Origin of the sequence: Mesorhizobium sp. M1409, assembly GCF_040317535.1 — a bacterium.
GTDB lineage: Bacteria > Pseudomonadota > Alphaproteobacteria > Rhizobiales > Rhizobiaceae > Mesorhizobium.
The window spans coordinates 24,384-44,114 of sequence record NZ_JAMYKV010000010.1 but is presented as its reverse complement, the minus strand read 5'-3'; the positions used below and the strand labels follow the sequence as shown (position 1 = coordinate 44,114).

General features: G+C 63.8%; 13 protein-coding genes. 3 read left to right on the top strand and 10 right to left on the bottom strand.

Going from position 1 to position 19,731, the window contains the following annotated elements:
* The first annotated feature begins 83 nt into the window (after positions 1-83).
* The 3 genes from NKG99_RS10940 to NKG99_RS10930 all read left to right on the top strand — a co-directional run bounded on the left by NKG99_RS10940 (position 84) and on the right by NKG99_RS10930 (position 5,223).
* Positions 84-689 (top strand): TetR/AcrR family transcriptional regulator, encoded by a 606-nt coding sequence (locus NKG99_RS10940; RefSeq protein WP_352867165.1) that lies wholly within the window; start codon positions 84-86, stop codon positions 687-689.
* Between the two features lie 51 nt (positions 690-740).
* On the top strand, positions 741-1,889 hold the full coding sequence (locus NKG99_RS10935) for an efflux RND transporter periplasmic adaptor subunit (RefSeq protein WP_352867162.1): 1,149 nt from the start codon (positions 741-743) through the stop codon (positions 1,887-1,889).
* A gap of 193 nt (positions 1,890-2,082) precedes the next feature.
* Positions 2,083-5,223 (top strand): efflux RND transporter permease subunit, encoded by a 3,141-nt coding sequence (locus tag NKG99_RS10930; protein ID WP_352867161.1) that lies wholly within the window; start codon positions 2,083-2,085, stop codon positions 5,221-5,223.
* A gap of 80 nt (positions 5,224-5,303) precedes the next feature.
* Here NKG99_RS10930 and NKG99_RS10925 read toward each other — a convergent pair whose 3' ends face one another.
* The 10 genes from NKG99_RS10925 to NKG99_RS10880 form a co-directional block, all read right to left on the bottom strand.
* Positions 5,304-7,013: a trimethylamine N-oxide permease gene (locus tag NKG99_RS10925; RefSeq protein ID WP_352867160.1), complete on the bottom strand. Its 1,710-nt coding sequence runs from the start codon at positions 7,011-7,013 to the stop codon at positions 5,304-5,306.
* 255 nt (positions 7,014-7,268) lie between these two features.
* The gene (locus NKG99_RS10920) at positions 7,269-9,638 is read right to left on the bottom strand and encodes a trimethylamine N-oxide demethylase (protein ID WP_352867158.1); all 2,370 of its coding nucleotides are present in this window, start codon (positions 9,636-9,638) and stop codon (positions 7,269-7,271) included.
* Between the two features lie 343 nt (positions 9,639-9,981).
* Positions 9,982-10,608: a sarcosine oxidase subunit gamma gene (locus NKG99_RS10915; RefSeq protein WP_352867156.1), complete on the bottom strand. Its 627-nt coding sequence runs from the start codon at positions 10,606-10,608 to the stop codon at positions 9,982-9,984.
* Positions 10,601-13,582, bottom strand: coding sequence for a sarcosine oxidase subunit alpha (locus tag NKG99_RS10910; RefSeq protein ID WP_352867155.1), 2,982 nt, complete (start codon positions 13,580-13,582; stop codon positions 10,601-10,603). The genes NKG99_RS10915 and NKG99_RS10910 overlap by 8 nt, the downstream gene beginning before the upstream one ends.
* 196 nt (positions 13,583-13,778) lie before the next feature.
* Positions 13,779-14,054, bottom strand: a complete 276-nt coding sequence (locus tag NKG99_RS10905) for a sarcosine oxidase subunit delta (RefSeq protein WP_352867152.1) — start codon at positions 14,052-14,054, stop codon at positions 13,779-13,781.
* Between the two features lie 16 nt (positions 14,055-14,070).
* Positions 14,071-15,324 (bottom strand): sarcosine oxidase subunit beta family protein, encoded by a 1,254-nt coding sequence (locus NKG99_RS10900; protein WP_352867150.1) that lies wholly within the window; start codon positions 15,322-15,324, stop codon positions 14,071-14,073.
* Between the two features lie 36 nt (positions 15,325-15,360).
* A complete protein-coding gene (glnT, locus tag NKG99_RS10895) occupies positions 15,361-16,668 on the bottom strand; it encodes a type III glutamate--ammonia ligase (RefSeq protein ID WP_352867149.1) in 1,308 nt (435 codons plus the stop codon).
* Between the two features lie 63 nt (positions 16,669-16,731).
* A complete protein-coding gene (locus tag NKG99_RS10890) occupies positions 16,732-18,060 on the bottom strand; it encodes an FMN-binding glutamate synthase family protein (RefSeq protein ID WP_352867147.1) in 1,329 nt (442 codons plus the stop codon).
* A gap of 6 nt (positions 18,061-18,066) precedes the next feature.
* Entirely contained in the window at positions 18,067-18,792 is a 726-nt protein-coding gene (locus NKG99_RS10885) for a GltB/FmdC/FwdC-like GXGXG domain-containing protein (RefSeq protein ID WP_352867145.1), read from the bottom strand.
* Between the two features lie 4 nt (positions 18,793-18,796).
* Positions 18,797-19,693 (bottom strand): class II glutamine amidotransferase, encoded by an 897-nt coding sequence (locus NKG99_RS10880; RefSeq protein ID WP_352867143.1) that lies wholly within the window; start codon positions 19,691-19,693, stop codon positions 18,797-18,799.
* Between the last annotated feature and the right edge of the window lie 38 nt (positions 19,694-19,731).

The window sequence follows — 19,731 nt, the reverse complement described above, 5'->3', positions numbered from 1 at the left end:
TTGAAATCGCATTGACAGGCCGCCCATTTCGATTTACGAGTGATGAAAATTGAAATTCGTCACTCGTAAATCGATAGAGGATCATGTCCGAAGCCGCCACCATCGTCGCCGACGCCGCCCGACAGGAAAATGTGACGCGCATTCTCGATTGCGCCGAGCGCCTGTTCCGCCACTATGGCTACGGCAAGACCAATGTCGCCGACATCGCCCGCGAACTCGGCATGTCGCCGGCCAACATCTACCGCTTCTTCGCCTCCAAGGTGGAAATCCACCAGGCAGTCTGCGGCCGGATGCTCGGCGCGAGCTACAAGATGGCCTACGAGATTGCGCACCTGCCGATCAGCGCCGAGGAGCGCCTTCGGCGCTACGTGCACGCCCAATACAAGATGACCATGGAGGTCATGCTCGACGAGCAGAAGGTCCACGAGATGGTCGTCGTCGCACTCGAACGGGACTGGGCCGTCATCGACAAGCATGTCGACAGCATTCATGACCTGTTTGCGGAAGTGATCCGCGACGGCATCGCGGCCGGTGAGTTCAGGGAGCAGGATCCGGTGATCGCGTCGCGGTGTTTCGGCGCCACGACCGTCATCCTGTGCCATCCGCAGATGGTGGCGCAATGCCTTGCCAAGACCAACCGGGCGATGCCCGACGACCTGATCGACTATGCGATCAGGGCTCTGAAGTAATAGCCACCGAAGGCCGGTGTCGACCGTTCATCTCCAGTCGGGAGTAATAAGATGTCTTTGTCCAATTCCATCCTCCGCAAACTACCAGTTGCCGGCCTGATGGTCGCGGCCCTCGGGCTCGCCGGCTGCAGCCAAGAAAAAGCCGAAGTCAAGGACATCATCCGGCCGGTCAAGGTCGTCGAGATCGCCCAGGCGCATGATACCCGCACGCTCTCCTATTCCGGCTCGGTGCGGGCTCGCACCGAAAGTGCGCTGGCTTTCCGGGTCAACGGCAAGATCACAGAGCGCCTCGTCGACATCGGCCAGCACGTGGCCTCGGGCGATGTCCTCGCCCGCATCGATCCCATCGATTACGACCTATCGGTCAAGAGCGCGCAGGCAGCCCTTGATGCCGCCGATCGGCAGGTCGAGACATCAGAGCTTGCCCGCAAGCGCGCCGAACAGCTGTTCGACAAGAAATTCGCGCCGAAATCGCAGCTGGAGCAGGCGACCCTGGCCTACGACCAAGCCGTCGCCACTCGCGATTCCGCTCGCTCGACGCTTGCCCAGGCCAGGAACCAGGTTGGCTATACCGACCTCAAGGCCGACAGGGATGGCATCGTTACCGCGGTCAGCGCCGATGTCGGCCAGGTGGTCGGCTCCGGATCGCCGGTGGTCACCGTCGCCGTTGACGGCGAAAAGGAAGTGCTGATCGCTGTCCCTGAGATGGAGATCGCCGAATTCAAGCCAGGCAAGATCGTCAAGGCGGGCTTCTGGTCCGACGACGCGCTGGCGCTGGACGGCAAGGTCCGTGAAGTCGCCGGCAGCGCCGATCCGCAGTCGCGCACCTTTGCCGTCCGCGTCAGCCTGCCCAAGGATCCGCGTGTGCTTCTCGGCATGACCGCCAGCATCGAAGCGTCGGCGGCCAATGAGCGGCAACTCGTTTCGATCCCGCTGAGCGCACTGGCTGAGAAAGACAGCCAGTCGATCGTCTGGACCGTCGATCGGGACGCCGACACCGTTCATGCCCGTCCGGTCAAGATAGCCAAGTTCGCCGCCGATGGTGTGCGTGTCGCGGAGGGTTTGAAGCCTGGCGACATCGTGGTCGCCGCCGGCACACAGTTCATGACCGAGAACCTCAAGGTGAAACTCGCCGGCGATACGGTGCTGCAATCGGCCTCCGCGGCGGGTGACGACGGCGACGCCAAGCAGGTGCGCTGAACGACAGACAACCGGCTGCGCGTTCCCGCAGCCGCTGGTTTCCGGGCGGCAAGCGCCCGACCTGAGACGCTCGATTGATGTAACCCCCACATCGATGCTCGCGTCCCACCGCGATGAGTGTTTCTCCGCTCGGAGAGCCTTGCCGCCCGGAAGCCGATCCGAACTCGATTGTTGAACAGATGGATCTGCATCCATGACCAATTCCACGGAAGAAAATCGGCCTTTCAACCTGTCGCGCTGGGCAATCGGCCATCCGTCCATTGCGCGGTTCCTGTTCGGCTTGATCATCATTTCCGGCGCGCTCGGCCTGATGCGCATGGGCCAGAAGGAAGATCCCGATTTCACCTTCCGGGTCATGGTGGTCCAGGCGATCTGGCCGGGCTCCTCGATCAAGGAGATGGAAGATCAGGTCGTCAACAAGATCGAGCGCAAGCTGCAGGAGACGCCGCATCTCGACTTCGTCCGCTCCTTCACCCGCGCGGGAAGTGCCATCATCACGGTGCAGATCAAGGGCGACACCAACACGGCGGAAGTGACCGACGCCTTTTATCAGGTGCGCAAGAAGGTCGGCGATATATCAGGCGACCTGCCGCAGGGTCTGCTCGGCCCCTATTTCAACGACGAGTTCGGCGACACCTTCATCACGCTGCATTCGATCAGCGGCGATGGCTTCAGCTACCCCGAGTTGAAGAAGTTTGCCATCCAGGCACGCGACATGCTTTTGACGACGCCCGGCGTCGAGAAAGCCGTCATCATCGGCGACCAGCCGGAAAAACTCTACATCGACGTCTCGTCCAAGGCGCTCGCCGAACGTGGTCTGACCCTGACCGATCTGCAGAACGCGATCAAGGGACAGAACAATGTCGACCCGGCCGGCTCCGTCGAAACCGGCACCAATTCGGTCCGCATCTCCGTCGAAGGCGATGTCGGCAAGGTCGAGGACATCAGGAACCTGCGCCTGCGCGCCGGCGGTCAGGTCACAAGGCTGGGCGACATCGCCACGGTGACCTCGGGGCTGGAAGATCCGTTCCAGCGCAAATACCGCTTCAACGGTCATGACAGCGTGCAGCTTGGCGTCGTCATGGCCAAGGGCTTTAAGGTCACCGATGTCGGCAAGGACGTCGAGGCCACCTACAAGCGCTTCGAGGAGGCGCTGCCTTACGGCGTTTCGGTCGACCAGATTTCCGACCAGCCGGGCGTCGTCACGGATGCGGTGGCCGAGTTCATGCATGCGCTCGGCGAAGCGCTGCTGATCGTGCTCGTCGTCTCGTTCCTGTCGATCGGCTGGCGCTCGGGCCTGATCATCGCCATCACCATCCCGCTGGTGCTCGCCGCCACCTTCGCCATCATGTACGAGCTCGGCATCGACCTGCAGCGCATCTCGCTCGGCGCGCTGATCATCGCGCTCGGCCTGCTCGTCGACGACGCCATGATCGTCGTCGAAATGATGGAGCGCAAGCTGGAAGAGGGGCTGGTCAAGATCGAGGCGGCAAGCTTCGCCTATTCCTCGACCGCCTTCCCGATGCTGACCGGCACGCTGATCACCACGGCCGGCTTCATCCCGGTCGGTTTCGCCGCCTCGACGGCCGGCGAATATGTCCGCACCCTGTTCTATGTCGTCGGCATCGCGCTGGTCGTCTCCTGGTTCGTCGCGGTGTATTTCACGCCGTGGCTCGGCAACATGATCCTCAAGCAGCGCAAGCATGCCGGCAGCCACCACGATGCCTTCGACACGCGCTTCTATCGCCGGCTGCGCGGAACCGTCGGCTGGGCGGTGCGCCATCGCATCATCGTCCTGACGATGACTCTGGTGACCTTCGGCACCAGCCTGTGGGCTTTCCAGTTCATCCCGCAGAACTTCTTCCCGCAGTCTTCGCGGCCGGAAATCCTCGTCGATCTCTGGCTGCCGGAAGGCACCAGCATCAAGGAGGTCGAGGCGCAGGCCAAGGCGCTCGAAGCCAAGATGATGGACGACAAGGACAAGCGCTTCATCGCTACCTATATCGGCGAGGGTGCGCCGCGCTTCTTCCTGCCGCTCGACCAGCAATTGCGCAATCCGAACTTCGCCCAACTGCTCGTCATGGCCAATGACGAACCGGCCCGCGAACGGCTGATCGTCAAATTGCGCACCGTCCTGGCGCAGGATTTCCCGTCGATCCGCGCCAAGGTAGACCGCCTGTTCCTTGGGCCGCCGACCGGCTGGCCGGTGCAGATGCGCGTCATGGGGCCGGATCGCCAGGAGGTGCGCCGCATCGCCGACCAGGTGAAGGCGAAGTTCCGCGAGGATCCACTGCTTGGCGCAGTCCATGACGACTGGCTCGAACCGGTGCCGGCAATGAAGCTGGTCATCGACCAGGATCGCGCCCGTGCGCTCGGCGTCACCTCGCAGCGCATCCGCCAGATGCTGCAGGCGGCCATGTCCGGCGTGCCGCTCGACGACTTCCGCGACGGCGAGGAGACGGTGTCGATCGTCGCCCGCGAGCCGGATGCCAGCCGCAGCCTGCTGTCCTCGGTCGACTCCGTCTACATTCCGACCGACTTCGGCGGCTTCGTGCCGCTGTCGCAGGTAGCCAAGGTTGTGCCGGTGCTGGAGCAAGGCATCGAATGGCGCCGCGACCGCTTGCCGACCATCAGCGTGCGGGCGACGCTGCCGGATGGCGTGCAGTCCAACGACGTCATCACCAAGATGTACAAGGACATGCAGGACCTGCGTGACGGGCTGGCGCCCGGCTACAAGATCGAGATTCAGGGCGGTGCGGAGGATTCGGCCGAAAGCCAGGCTTCGATCGCCGCCAAGGCGCCGATCATGCTGGCCGTCATCGTCGTGCTGTTGATGATCCAACTGCAGCATTTCGGCAAGGCGATGCTGGTTCTGGCGACCGGTCCTCTCGGCATCATCGGTGCTGCGGCGGCCCTTTTGATCAGCGGCGCGCCGTTCGGCTTCGTCGCCATCCTCGGCGTCATCGCTCTGCTTGGCATCATCATGCGCAACTCGATCATCCTGGTCGACCAGATCGACCAGGATATTGCGAGAGGCATGGACCGCTCCGAAGCGATCATCGGCTCGGCCGTGCGCCGCTTCAGGCCGATCGTGCTGACGGCGATGACGGCGGTGCTGGCACTGATCCCGATCTCGCGCGGCGTGTTCTGGGGGCCGCTCGCCTACGCCATGATGGGCGGCATCCTCGTTGCCACCGTGCTGACCATCCTGGTCCTGCCGGCTGGCTATGCCCTGTTCTTCGGGCGCGAGCCCAAGAGGGTTGCCGAGAAGGAAGACGATTTGGCATCCGGCGAAGAAGCCGAAAGGCCTCAACTGGCCCTGGCGGCTGAATAAACGATATCGGCCGGTCGAGTTTCGACCGGCCGATTGTCCATCCTGTTACGGCTTTCCGCTGCCGACTTTTCCGGAAGTCGTCAGATGACGAAGAACCAGTTGGCGAGCAGCATCACCACCACGCCGGCGACCAGCGTCAGATAGGGTAGCATGCCTGCCTTTTTGACCGAGAGGTCGGCTCCCGTCATGCCGAGGTCGGCCAGCATGTGGTCGGGGAACTTGCCCTTGTCCTGGACGTAGTGGCGGAAGCAGAACACCGGGATGATCAGCGCCGCTGTGATCAGTCCGGCCCACAGTGCCATCGGGTTCCACACCTTAGCGCCGGCGCCCATGAAGATGGCGTTGACATAGGCGAAGATCGCCCCAATCCCGAGCAGCCAGCTCGGCGCCTTCCAAGGCCGCGCGATATGGCCGTTGTCGATTCGGTGGATCCAGCCGGCATTGAGGTTGAGGAAGTTGAAGATGATGTAGCCGCAGTTCGACACGGCGAGGATGAAAAAGAAGCTCGTCGCGTCGGCCGAGGCGATGGCCAGCACGATCAGGTTGAAGACGAGATCGGTCCACATGGCGCGGGTCGGTGCGCCGTGCTCGTTGACGTGGCTGAGATAGCGCGGCAGCCAGCCGTCGACCGAGCCCTGGTAGAGCGTGCGCGAAGAGCCGGCCATGGCGGTCATGATGCAAAGCACCAGCGCCAGGATCATCAGCATCACCAAGAGGCTGTGGATGAGCGCGCCGCCGCCGACCATGCCGGCCAGAGCGTCGGCAACGCCCGATCCGTCGACGATCGGGGTGGCCAGCATACCGTTCAAGCCAAGCACGCCCTGGAAGGTGAACGGCACCAGGATGAACAGCAGCATGCAGAGCAGACCGGAATAGAAGATGGCCTTGAACGTGTCGGTGCCCGGGTTCTTGAACTCCGAAGTGTAGCAGACGGCGGTCTCGAATCCGTAGGTCGACCACGCGGCGATGAACATGCCGCCGAGCACCAGCGTCCAGCCGGCAATGTTCCACGAGCCGGGCTCGGGCGCGTAGGCAGCAGCCAGCGGCACAAATGGCGAAAAATTCGCCCAGTTGATCTGGCCGGTGATGATCGGCACGACGCCGACGATCAGCATCGGGATGATGACCAGCAGGCCGATATATTTCTGCACGTTGGCCGTGCCGAGGATGCCGCGATGCTGGATAGCGAAGATGATCAGCATCAGCACCGCGCCGATGAAGAAGGTCGCGTTGAACGTGAAGGAGACCGGTCCCAGCGTGTGGCTGTAAAGCGTCCAGCTGCGGATCGCCGGCGTCGCGGCGGCGGTCGCCGCCGTGATGGCGTCGGCGGCGCTCGTTCCGGCATGCGCGGCGATATAGGCAACGACATCGGGCGAGGTTTCGGTGAACAGCGGCACCGGCGCCAGCGCGTTGAGGATGTAGGCGGCGGCGATCGAGCAGCCGAGCGACAGCACCGGCGACCAGGCGAACCAGTTGCACCAGACCGACAGCGGCGCGATGAATTTGGAATAGCGCAGCCAGGCCGTGGCGCCGTAGATCGAGGCGCCGCCGGATTTGTTCGGGAACAGGCCGGCGATCTCGGCATAGGTGAAGGATTGCAGGAAGCCCATGATCATGGAGGCGATCCAGATCGCGAAGGCCAGCGTGCCGGTCGTGCCGGCGATGCCGCCGATCGAGAACAGGACGAGGGCAGGGACGCCACTCGCCACCCAGAAGGCGCCGCGCCAATCTATGTTCCGATGCAGCTTGCCTTCCGCAAGCGGCTCCAGGGCAGTCGTAATCGTGCTCATGTGTCTTTGTTCCCCTTTTTGATGTTCCCCGTTCGTGACGGCCGCGGCTTTGCGAGGCTTCATCATCGACGCGTGCATTGAGCGACTGCCGGTGTTTCCACTCAGTCGCATTTTTTTCTTAACAGTGAAGATTGATCCGGCGCGCTTTCAGGTCAAGCGTTTTGTGAAGTCGTGCACATCACGCTTGTGAGCGCACGGACTCACACGCCCGGCGACATCGCCGGTCAGCCGGCCAAACCATCGCGAAGGCGGCGGTCAGGAACGCGGCTTGGTCTTTTGCGGATCGTAGTGCGCGAAGGCGACGACGCGCGCCGGCAGCCGCTTGGCATGGCCGTCGAGCTTGCCGATCTCGACCTCGGTACCGACGGCGGCATGGGTGATGTCGAGCCTGGCCAGCGCGATGTTCTTGTTCAGCACCGGCGAGCGCATGGCTGACGTGATCACGCCGATCTGGGCGCGGCCGACATGCACGCAGTCGCCATGGCCGACGGCGACATTGGCATCGATATCGAGGCCGACCAGCTTCGTCCGCGAGTGCTCCTTGCGGCGGATCAGCGCCTCGCGGCCGATGAAATCGTCGGTCTTGCTCTTCAGCGGGACGGTGAAGCCGATGCCGGCCTCGAACGGGTCGGTCTGGTCGGAGAATTCGTAGCCGGCGAAGATCAGCCCGGCCTCAATGCGCACCATGTCGAGTGCCTGCAGCCCCATCGGCTTCAGTCCGTGCGGCTGGCCGGCCTCCCAGATGGCGTCGAACACTTTTTCGGCGTCGCGCGGATGGCACCAGATCTCGTAGCCGAGTTCGCCGGTATAGCCGGTGCGGGAGATGACGACCGGAATTCCGTTGCCGCCACCGATGCGCGCCACCGCAAAGCGGAACCATTCGAGCTCGTCGATCGACGGCTGCAGCGGCGAGGTCCAGATGACTTCTCGGAGGATGTCGCGGCTCTTCGGCCCTTGCACGGCTACATTGTGCATCTGGTCGGTCGACGAGCGCACTAGCACCTTGAGGCCGAGCTTCGCCGCTGTTTCGCGCAGCCATTCGCCGGACAGATCGTCGCCGCCGACCCAGCGGAAATTATCCTTGCCGAGGCGCAGCAGCGTGCCGTCGTCGATCATGCCGCCATGCTCGTAGCACATGGCGGAATAGACGACCTGGCCGACGCCGAGCTTTTTCACGTCGCGGGTCAGCGTGTACTGCAGCAGCGCTTCGGAATCCGGGCCGGTGACCTCGAACTTGCGCAGCGGCGACAGGTCCATGATCACCGCGTCCTGCCGGCAGGCCCAGTATTCGGCGATCGGCCCTTCCTTGGCGAAGGAATTGGCCAGCCAGTAGCCCCTGTACTCGACGAAGTTGCGGGTGTGCTTGGCAAAGCTCGAATGAAAGGATGTCTCGCGGGTCATTTTCGGTTCCGAATCAGGCGTCATGCGTCTGGCGATCGCTCGCGAGAATTTGTGCTGGCCGGAATAGGTGCGCACATGGATGTCGGTCGGGTTCCAGCCATTGGCCGGCGTCGTGTCGTCGGGGCAGGCGGAGGAAACGCAGACAATGTCGGTGAGCGCGCGCAGCAGCACATAGTCGCCGGGCCGTGACCACGGCTCGTCGGACACCATGACACCATGCGCGTCGATCGCGGTGTTGAAGAAGAAGTTGATCGCCATCCAGCCGGCACGAGGATTGACGCCTTTGTCGGCCAGCGCGCGGTTGAAATTCTCCGAGCAGTTGATGTGGCCGGGATAGCCGATGTCGTCGTAATATTTCGCCGCGCAAGCGAGCGCGAACGCATCGTGCCGGCCGCATGTATCCTGCACCACTTCGACCAGCGGCTCCATGTCCTGGTCGTAATATTTCGAATACAGGCCGGGCATCGGATAACTTGCACCCATCAGCGTGCGGGTCGTCGTCACATCGAGTGGATGGTCGAAGCCCTTGTCCAGCTTGCGGGCCGAGAAGCACTGGAAGTCGGTGCACTGGCGCCCGTCGACATCGATGATCTGCAGATAGTCGCCGGCCTTGACGAAGTAGGATTCCGCCGTCGCCGAGTGGACACGCAGGTCGAGCACCGGATCGGCCAGGGGATCAGCCAATTGCGATTTCGCCACTGGGCGGATGGTGGCGCGCCGGACGATGACGGTAAGTGGCGTTGCCGGGTCGTGGCCGTCGACCAGCATCGGCCCGCCGGGAGCGGCGATGACCATCGCGCCGTCGCGTATGACCGTGAAACCCTGCTCGGTGCCGGCTGGCGTGGTGCCGCCAAATACGCGCACGGCCTTCGCCTGATCAAGCTGCACCTGCCGGCGCGCGAGCCCGCCCCGTAGCGATGCGAGACTATCGTCGCCCTCCGCGAGCAGCGCCTTGATGCCGGCTGCATTGCTGTTCGATGTTTCCCCAAAAATGCCGGCATCGGTCGCGCCGGTCTTGTCCCAGGCCAGTAATTCACAAGCCTGTCCGCCTTCGACATTGCGCACGCTGATCGTGTCGCCGGGCTCGATGTCGATCAGCACCGCGCCGTTGCCCTGTATCGTATAACGCTCCATGCCCGGCGGCAGCGCGATCTGGCCGGGCCTCAGGATGAGGCTCGGCCGGGGCGGTCCGGCTGCAATTGCGGGGTAGGGCGACTGGCTCATCTCAGCCTTGCGGTTCGAGAAACAAGTTTGCCTGTGTGTGAAATTATTTTAGCAGCAAGAATAGCAGTGCGGTTGCGTTTGGCAAGGCTGAGGTGGCATTTCGGGCGCAGTCGGCTCAGGTTGAATTTCGCCGATCAGGCTTGTCTCCGAACGTCGGCGCTGCCCCTCATCTGGCTGCCGCCATCTTCTCCCCGTAAACGGGGCGAAGGACGCTGTCCTCGTTGCTTTCGCCAATCGCCAGCGATCCAAAAGGCACCGGCATTGCGGCCAGCCTCTTTCGCCCCGTTTACGGGGAGAAATGCCCGGCAGGGCAATGGCAGCGCCGAGATCTGGAATTGGCGAGTTAAAATTCCTCGGAATGGCTGACAGCAACTCCATATTCCGCAGCCGAGTCGAGCATCGCATGCCAAAGGCTTTCGGCAAACGTCGCAAACACCAGTAATCTGAACACCGCCACCCCATCCGCCCTGTCATTCCCGCGCCAGAGCGTCACGCTGGTATGGTCCATCGAGGTTGCGGCGGCAGCGCCAATCGGAAATGCTCCCGCATGCAGATCGATCGACGACAGCTTCGCCAGCATCATCCGCGCCTTGGCTCCGGAAATGCTGACCACCACTCGCGCATGCGATTGGTCGGACAGCGAGGCAGGTCCGGACAATGCCGGTGCCAGCATTTGCATTGCGTGCTTGCCGCCCTTCGACAGGACGAAGAACTGATCCGGTCCGGACCAGATCAGCGTGGCGTCCTGAGCCTGTATCGCCTTGGGCACATCGGAAGCCGCCAGGCCAAAACGGGCTATGGCCACCTTTGCCAGCTCGGCCGCTTGGCCGCGCCGCGCCATTACCTGGATCAGGTCGAAATTGCGGATCTCGGTCAACGAAACGCCGGCCTCGATGCTGCTTGCACCATGCCCACCGGCGACCAGCGCATGCTCGAGGGGACTGCGGGAAGCCCAGGAAAAATCAGCCACGCTGGCGCCCTCCATCCAGATCGTAGAAGACGGGATTGCACAGTTCGACGTCATAGTCCTCGCCGCGCAATGGGTCATGCGCGTGTACGATCTCGCCGATGCGCTCGCGGCCGCGCTCGACCAAGGCCAGCCCGATCCATTGATCTGACGTCGGCGAGAAACACACCGAGGTGACGTAGCCCTGGTCGTTATCAGGGCCAGGTGTCTGACCTTTCGGAATGATATGCGCGCCGGAGCGCAGCCGGCGAGCCTTGTCGACCGGCTTGACGCCGACAACGACCTGCCGGTCCGGTGCGACCAGCGCCTCGCGCCCGGCCATGACGCGGCCGATAAAATCCTTCTTGGTCGACATCATCTTGCCCAGGCCAAGATCCGCCGCGGTCGTCGTGCCGCTCAGTTCCGGTCCGGCGATGTGCCCCTTTTCGATACGCATGACGCCGAGTGCCTCGGTGCCGTAGGGTGTGACGCCGAATGGCGCGCCGGCCAGCATCAGATTGCGCGCCATGGCGTCGCCAAAGCGTGCCGGCACTGAAATCTCGAAGGCCATTTCGCCGGAGAACGAAATGCGGAACAGCCGTGCCTTGAGGCCGCCGCGTAAGCTGACCTCGCGCGCGCCCATGAACGGAAAGCCTTCGTTCGACAGGTCTTCCGACGGATCGACTATCTCCTGGAGCAGGTCACGAGTCTTGGGTCCGGCGATCGAGAATTGCGCCCACTGGTCGGAGACCGAGGTTAGCTGCACGTCGAGTTCGGGGAACAGCACCTGCCGGCAGAACTCAAGATGCTGCATCACCAGCCCGGCCTTGGCGGTGGTCGTCGTCAGGAAATAGTGGTCCTCGGCCAGCCGCGACGTCGTGCCGTCGTCGTAGACGATGCCGTCTTCGCGCAGCATCAGCCCGTAGCGCGCTTTTCCCACCGCAAGACTGGAGAAGGTGTTGATGTAGACGCGGTCGAGGAAGGCGCCGGCATCCGGACCGTGCACGTCGATCTTGCCGAGCGTCGAGACATCGCAGAAGCCGACGCCGCCGCGCACCGCCTTGACCTCGCGGGTCACCGATTCCAGCCAGTCTTTTTCGCCGGCGCGCGGATACCATTGCGCACGCTTCCACAGGCCGGTGTCGACGAACACCGCGCCTTGTTCGGCCGCCCAGTGATGCGACGGCGTCAGCCGCGTCGCATGGAAAGTCTCATCGCGGTGATGACCGGCGAAGGCGCCGATGGCGACCGGCACATAGGGCGGCCGGTAGATCGTCGTGCCGGTCTCTGGAATGGAACGGCCGCTGACCGCCGCCATGATGGCGAGACCGGCGACATTCGAGGTCTTGCCTTGGTCCGTGGCCATGCCGAGCGTCGTGTAGCGCTTCAGGTGCTCGACGGATTCAAAGCCCTCGCGCTGCGCCAGTTCGATGTCGGAAGCGGTCACATCGTGCTGGTAATCGACAAAGGCCTTGCCCTTTCCGGCGACATGCCATAGCGGCGTCAGTGAAAACGCCTCGTCGTCGGCGACAGGAGCAGCGCCGGCCGTACCATTGTGCCCCGCGTCACGCGCCGCTGCCGCGCCGGCGGCAAATCCCTGGCTCAGGCAGGCGCCGAGGCCGAAGTCGCCGTTCGCGGCGCCGGCGGCAACCATTCCGGGAGGGGCACCGTCCGGCACGAAGGCGGCGATATCGTCGCGCCATGTCGGCCGGCCGCGATGGTAGGAGGTCAGCCCGACCGCCGGGTTCCAGCCGCCGGAGACAGCGAGCCCGTCGGCTTCGACCTCGGCGCGCGCACCGCCGGTGAGCGACACCCCGATTTTCCTGACGCCGTCCTTGCCGCCCTCGACACCACTGACGGAACCGTGCAGCACCGCGAAGCCGCCCTTGGAGGCGAGCGATCGGTGGGCTGGAGATACATCAGGCCGCGCATCGATGACCGCGGCAATCCGCAGTCCGGCACCGAGGGCCGTCTCGACCGTTCGCCAGCCATCCTCATTGTTGGTGAACAGCGCGATGCGTTTGGCCGGCGTTGCCGCGTAGCGCGCGATATAGGTCCGCATGGCGGAGGCCATCATCACGCCGGGCGTGTCGTTGCCGGCAAAGACGATCGGCCGTTCGATGGCGCCGGCCGCGACGACACAGCGCCTGGCCACGATCCGCCACAAGCGCTGGCGCACCTGATGCTCAGGCGGCGAGGGCAGGTGGTCGTTGACCCGCTCGATCGCGCCATAGGTGCCGCCATCGTAGACGCCGAACAATGTCGTGCGGGTCATGATGCGGACATCGGGCATATCAGCCAGTTCTGCCAGTGACCGCGACAGCCACTCGGCTGCCGGCAGGCTATCGATTGTGCCGCCGTCCGACAGCAAGCGGCCGCCGAGCGTGAAATCCTCTTCGCACAGGATGACGCGGGCGCCGGCGCGGCCGGCTGCCAATGCCGCGGCCAAACCGGCCGGGCCGGAGCCTGCGATCAGCACATCGCAATGCGCCCATGCCTTGTCGTAGTGGTCGGGATCGGCAACGCCGGCAGCGCGGCCAAGGCCAGCGGCGCGGCGGATCGCCGGTTCGTAGATCGCTTCCCAGAACTTCGCCGGCCACATGAAGGTCTTGTAATAGAAGCCGGCGACGAAGATCGGCGCGAACAGCTGGTTGACCGACATCACATCGTGGCGCAGCGACGGCCAGCGGTTCTGGCTGGCAGCCTCGAGCCCGTCATAGAGCTCCGCCGTCGTCGCCTTGGTGTTCGGCTCGCGCCGTGCGCCCGTGCGCAACTCGACCAGCGCGTTGGGCTCTTCCGAACCGGCGGTGAGGATGCCGCGCGGGCGATGGTACTTGAACGAGCGGCCGACCAGCTTGACGCCGTTGGCGATCAGCGCCGAGGCGAGCGTGTCGCCCTGGAAGCCGGAGAAAGCCTTGCCGTCGAAGCGGAAGTTCAGCGGCGCCGAGCGGTCGATCAGACCGCCGGAAGGGAGACGATGGGATTGGCTGGACGTCACGATTGCCGGCCTCTCATCGATTCGATGTCATGCGGGAGCGTGGCGCTGCCCCTCACCTGCCTGCCGGCATCCTCTCCCCGTATAGTGACGGGGAGAGGGGCGCTCTCGTTGCGGCCAGCTCCCTTCTCCCCGTCACTATACGGGGAGAAGTGCCCGGCAGGGCGATGAGGGGCAGCGCTGACTTGGACAGGAAAACTCATTTCGCGACCTGCCTCGCCCCAGCACCCGCGGCCGGCTCCACGGCCGAAATCTCATGCGTCAGCGTGTTGCGTGCAACCTTCAGCCAGGCCCTGCAGCCGCCGCCATGGTACCAGTATTCGCTGGTCTGCCCGGCGACATTGTCGCGCAGATAGACATAGTCGAAGACTTCGTCTTCCGAGGCGCCGGCCACTGGCCGCACCGGCTTGGCGTCGCCGAGATAGGTGAACTCGCCGAGTTCGCGTTCACCGCAGAAGGGACAGACAATGCGCATTTGCTTCTAACCGCCTTCAATGCAGGTTCGGTTGGGCGCCCTGGCCCTTCTCGTCGATCATCGCGCCGCGCCGAAAGCGGTCGAGGCGGAACCGCGCCGCCTCTTCGTGCGGCGCATCGCGGGCCAGAAGGTGGGCGAACACAAAGCCCGAGCCCGGCGTCGCCTTGAAGCCGCCATAGCACCAGCCGGCGTTGAGATAGAGCCCGTCGACCGGCGTCTTGTCGATGATCGGCGAACCGTCCATCGACATGTCCATGATGCCGCCCCATTGGCGCAGCAACCGCACGCGGCCGATCATCGGCATCAGCGCCATGCCGCCCTCGCAGACGTCCTCCATCACAGGCATGTTGCCGCGCTGGGCGTAGGAATTGTAGCCGTCTATGTCGCCGCCGAAGACCAGCCCGCCCTTGTCGGACTGGCTGACATAGAAATGGCCGGCGCCGAAGGTCATGACACCGGGAATGAGTGGCTTGATCGCCTCGGAGACGAAGGCCTGCAGCACATGGCTTTCGATCGGCAGGCGCAGGCCGGCCATCGCCGCCACGCGCGACGAACTGCCGGCAACAGCCATGCCGACCTTGCCGGCGCCGATCCTGCCGCGCGATGTCTCGACGCCGGTCACCTTGCCATTGGCGTCGCGGGTAAAACCGGTGACCTCGCAGTTCTGGATGATGTCGACGCCGAGTTCACTCGCCGCATGCGCGTAGCCCCAGACAACGGCGTCATGCCGTGCCGTGCCGCCGCGCCGCTGCAAGAGGCCGCCCTGCACGGGAAAGCGCGCATTATCGAAGTTCAGGAACGGTATCATCTTCCTGACAGCGGCAAGGTCGAGCAGTTCGGCGTCGATGCCGTTGATGCGCATCGTGTTGCCGCGCCGCGCATAGGCGTCGCGCTGCGCGTCGGAGTGGTAGAGGTTGATGACGCCGCGTTGGCTGACCATCGTGTTGTAGTTGAGGTCCTGCTCCATCCTTTCCCACAGCTTCATCGATAGCTCGTAGAAGCCGGTGTTGCCGGGCAGGCCGTAATTGGAGCGGATGATGGTGGTGTTGCGGCCGGCATTGCCGGAGCCGATCCAGCCTTTTTCGAGCACAGCGACGTTCTTGATGCCGTACTCGCTGGCCAAGAACCAGGCGGTTGCCAGCCCGTGGCCGCCGCCGCCGATGATCACCACGTCGTAACGGTCCTTCGGCGTGGCGTCGCGCCAGGTGCGTTGCCAGTTCTTGTGGCCGGACAGGGCGGCGCGGGCGAGCGAGAAGATCGAGTATTTCATGCGTTCATTCCGAGGTCGCTCGCATCGCGCTGGTGGTCAGATGTCCAGCGTGTGGTCGCGCTCCCATTGCGTGAAGTGCGAAGCATAGGAATTCCATTCCTGGTGCTTCAGCTTTAGGTAGGCCGACGAAAATTCCTCACCCAGCGCCGCCTTCAGCGATTTGTCCTTGTCGAACTCGCGCAGCGCGTCGAGCAGGTTGAGCGGCAGCTTCGGCGCGCCCTTCACAGTATGTCCATTCTGGTACATGTCGATGTCGTAGCGCTTGCCGGGATCGGCCTTCGAACGGACGCCGTCTAGGCCGGCCGCGATGATGACGGCCTGCAGGAGATAGGGGTTGGCGGCACCATCCGGCAGGCGCAGTTCGAAGCGGCCGGGGCCGGGCACGCGCACCATGTGGGTGCGGTTGTTGCCGGTCCAGGTCACCGTGTTCGGCGCCCAGGTCGCACCCGAAATGGTGCGCGGCGCGTTGATACGCTTGTAGGAGTTCACCGTCGGGTTGGTGATCGCAGCCAGGGCCGAAGCATGCTTCATGATGCCGCCGAGGAAATTCCTGCCCTTGGCCGACAGGCCGAGTTCCATCGCATTGTCGGCGAAGACATTGGTCTTGCCGGCCTTGTCCCACACCGAGATATGGGCATGGCAGCCATTGCCGGTCAGCCCCTGGAAGGGTTTGGGCATGAAGGTGGCGCGCAGGCCATGCTTTTCCGCGATCGACTTGACCATGAACTTGAAGAACGAGTGCTTGTCGGCGGTCGCCAGCGCGTCGTCGAAGGCCCAGTTCATCTCGAACTGGCCGTTGGCGTCCTCGTGGTCGTTCTGGTAGGCGCCCCAGCCGAGCGCCAGCATATGGTCGCAGATCTCAGCGATGACATCGTAGCGGCGCATCACCGCCTGCTGGTCGTAGCAAGGTTTCGACGCCGTGTCGTATTCGTCGGAAATCGTCTTGCCGTCGGGTGAGATCAGGAAGAACTCGGCCTCGACCCCGGTCTTGACATGCATGCCATCACTGGCGGCTTCCGCGATCAGCCGCTTCAGCGTGTTGCGCGGCGCCTGATCGACCTCCTTGTCGTCCATGATGCAGTTGGCTGCGACCCAGGCGACCTCCGGCTTCCACGGCAGCTGAATGACCGAATCCGGATCCGGCACCGCCAGCATGTCGGGATGCGCCGGCGTCAGGTCGAGCCAGGTGGCGAAACCGGCAAAGCCGGCGCCGTCCTTCTGCATGTCGGCGATCGCTTGCGCCGGCACCAGCTTGGCACGCTGGCCACTGAACAGGTCGGTGTAGGAAATCATGAAGTATTTGACGTTTTTCGCCCTTGCGAATTCAGCAAGATCAATTGTCACCGCAGTTCCCCATTTTTTGTCGATTGTTGGCCCCAGAGCATGTGGGCTTCGGCCCTTCGTTGATCAGAAGCCGTTCTTCCCCGGTATCCAGTTGGTGCCGGCCAGCGGCACGCCGGCCATGGCGGCTGCCTCGATCGTCAGCGCGACGAGATCCTCGGGTTCGAGATTGTGGAGGCTGTTCTTGCCGCACGCGCGCGCAATGGTCTGCGCCTCGAGCGTCATCACCTTGAGGTAGTTCGCCAGCCGGCGTCCGGCGGCGATAGGATCGACCCGCTTCATCAGTTCTGGGTCCTGCGTGGTGATGCCGGCCGGGTCGCGCCCCTCGTGCCAGTCGTCATAGGCGCCGGCCGTGGTGCCGAGTTCGTTATACTCCGCCTCCCAATGGGGATCGTTGTCGCCGAGCGCGACAAGGGCAGCCGTGCCGATCGAGACCGCATCGACGCCGAGCGCCAGCGCCTTGGCGACATCGGCGCCGTTGCGGATGCCGCCGGAGACGATCAGCTGCACCTTGCGGTGCATGCCGAGATCCTGCAGCGCCTGCACCGCCGGCCTGATGCAGGCAAGCGTCGGCATGCCGACATTTTCGATGAACACTTCCTGGGTCGCGGCGGTGCCGCCCTGCATGCCGTCGACGACGACGACATCGGCGCCGGCCTTCACGGCAAGGGCGGTGTCATAATAGGGTCGCGCGCCGCCGACCTTGACGTAGATCGGCTTTTCCCAGTCCGTGATTTCGCGCAGTTCGAGGATCTTGATCTCGAGATCGTCGGGTCCGGTCCAGTCCGGGTGGCGCGAGGCCGAGCGCTGGTCGATGCCTTTCGGCAGCGTGCGCATTTCGGCGACGCGGTCGGAGATCTTCTGGCCAAGCAGCATGCCGCCGCCGCCGGGCTTGGCGCCCTGGCCGACGACCACCTCGATTGCATCCGCACGGCGCAAATCGCGCGGGTTCATGCCATAGCGGGAGGGCAGGTATTGATAGACCAGCTGCTTGGAATGGCCGCGCTCTTCCTCGGTCATGCCGCCATCGCCCGTGGTGGTCGAGGTGCCGGCCAGCGTGGCGCCGCGCCCAAGTGCTTCCTTGGCGGGCCCCGACAGCGAACCAAAGCTCATGCCGGCGATGGTGATCGGGATCTTCAGCTCGATCGGCTTCTTGGCATGGCACGAACCCAGCACCACGCTGGTGTCGCAGCGTTCGCGATAGCCTTCGAGCGGGTAACGCGAGATCGAGGCGCCGAGGAACAAGAGATCGTCGAAATGCGGCAGCTTGCGTTTGGCGCCGCCGCCTCGGATGTCATAGATTCCGGTCGCCGCGGCACGGCGAATTTCGGAAAGCGTGTAGTCGTCGAAGGTCGCGGATTTGCGTGGCGTCGTCGGCGGGTTCCTGTAGGTCATGCTGCCTCAATACGCGTCGGCGTTGTCGATATTGAAATTGTAGAGCGTGCGCGCCGAGCCGTAGCGCTTGAATTCCGACGGCTTGACGCCGGTGACGCCGGCGCGGTCGAGCAGACCCTGCAGCAACTCCAGATGTTCGGCTCGCATCTCCTTGGCGATGCAGTCTGCCCCCAGGCTGTCGACCTTGCCGCGCACGAACAGCCGCGCCTCGTAGATGGAATCGCCCAGCGCGTCGCCCGCGTCTCCCAGCACCACCAGATTGCCCGACTGCGCCATGAATGCCGACATGTGACCGATATTGCCATGCACGACGATGTCGATCCCCTTCATCGAAATGCCGCAGCGCGACGATGCGTTGCCTTCGATGACCAGCAGGCCGCCCCTGCCGGTGGCGCCGGCATACTGGCTGGCGTCGCCCTTGATGGTGATCGACCCCGACATCATGTTCTCGCCGACACCGGGCCCCGCCGAGCCATGCACGGTAATCGTGCCGCCGGAATTCATGCCGCCGCAGTAATAGCCGACGCTGCCGCGCACATCGATGGCGACAGGCTGGTCGACGCCAACGGCGACCGAGTGACTGCCTTTCGGATGGAGCACCTCCCAGGCTGTTTCATTCGAGCCGGGAGCCAGATTGTGAAGCGCCTGATTGAGTTCGCGCAGCGACAATTGGTCGAGATCGAAGACCCGAGGGTCGTGCGCCGCCGTCTTTGAAAGGGTGATTGCCGACATGAACTCAGTGCTCCCAGAAATAGACGGTTGCGGGCTCGGGTTCCCAGACCCTCGCATTGTCTATGCCGGGCAGTTTGGTCAGCGCGCGATATTCCGAGCCGAAGGCGACATACTGGTCGGTCTCGGCCATCACGGCGGGCTTGCAGGCGATCGGGTCGCGCACCACGCCGAAGCCGTTCTTGGTGCCGACGACGAAGGTGAAGAAGCCGTCGAGATCGGAGAGCGTGCCTTCCAGCGCTTCGCCGAGATTCTTGCCATGCGCCATCTGCGAGGAGAGATAGGCGGCGGCGACCTCGGTGTCGTTCTCGGTCTCGAAGGTCATGCCTTCGCGGATCAGCTCGCGGCGGACATTGTTGTGGTTGGACAGCGAACCATTGTGAACCAGGCACTGGTCGGCCCCAGTCGAGAACGGATGCGCACCCATAGTCGTCACCGCCGATTCCGTCGCCATGCGGGTATGGCCGATGCCATGCGTGCCGGTCATCTTGCGGACATCGAAGCGATCGACGACAGCCTCGGGCAGGCCAACTTCCTTGTAGATCTCGACAACGTCGCCGGCGCCCATGATGCGGATGTCGGGGCGCAGCGCCTGGATGGTCTCGCGTGCCTCGTCGATCTTGGCGGGCGTGATCCTGACGACCGCATGAGTGGATTTCACCGCGATCGTCACCGGCGTGCCGATGGCCTTGGCGAGTTCCGCCTCGAGATCTCGGAAATCGCGCTCTGGCTTGGCTGACTGGATGGTGATCTTGGCCTCATTTTTGGAAGGCGCGCCATAGATGGCGATGCCGGCGCTGTCCGGGCCGCGATCGCTGAGCGAGATCAGCATCTGCGACAGCATCGCCCCAAGCTGGGGTTCCAGCGCCTTGTCCTTCAAGAACAGTCCGACAATTCCACACATGTCAGCCTCCCAACGTTTGCAGCTAAGAGATGATGTAT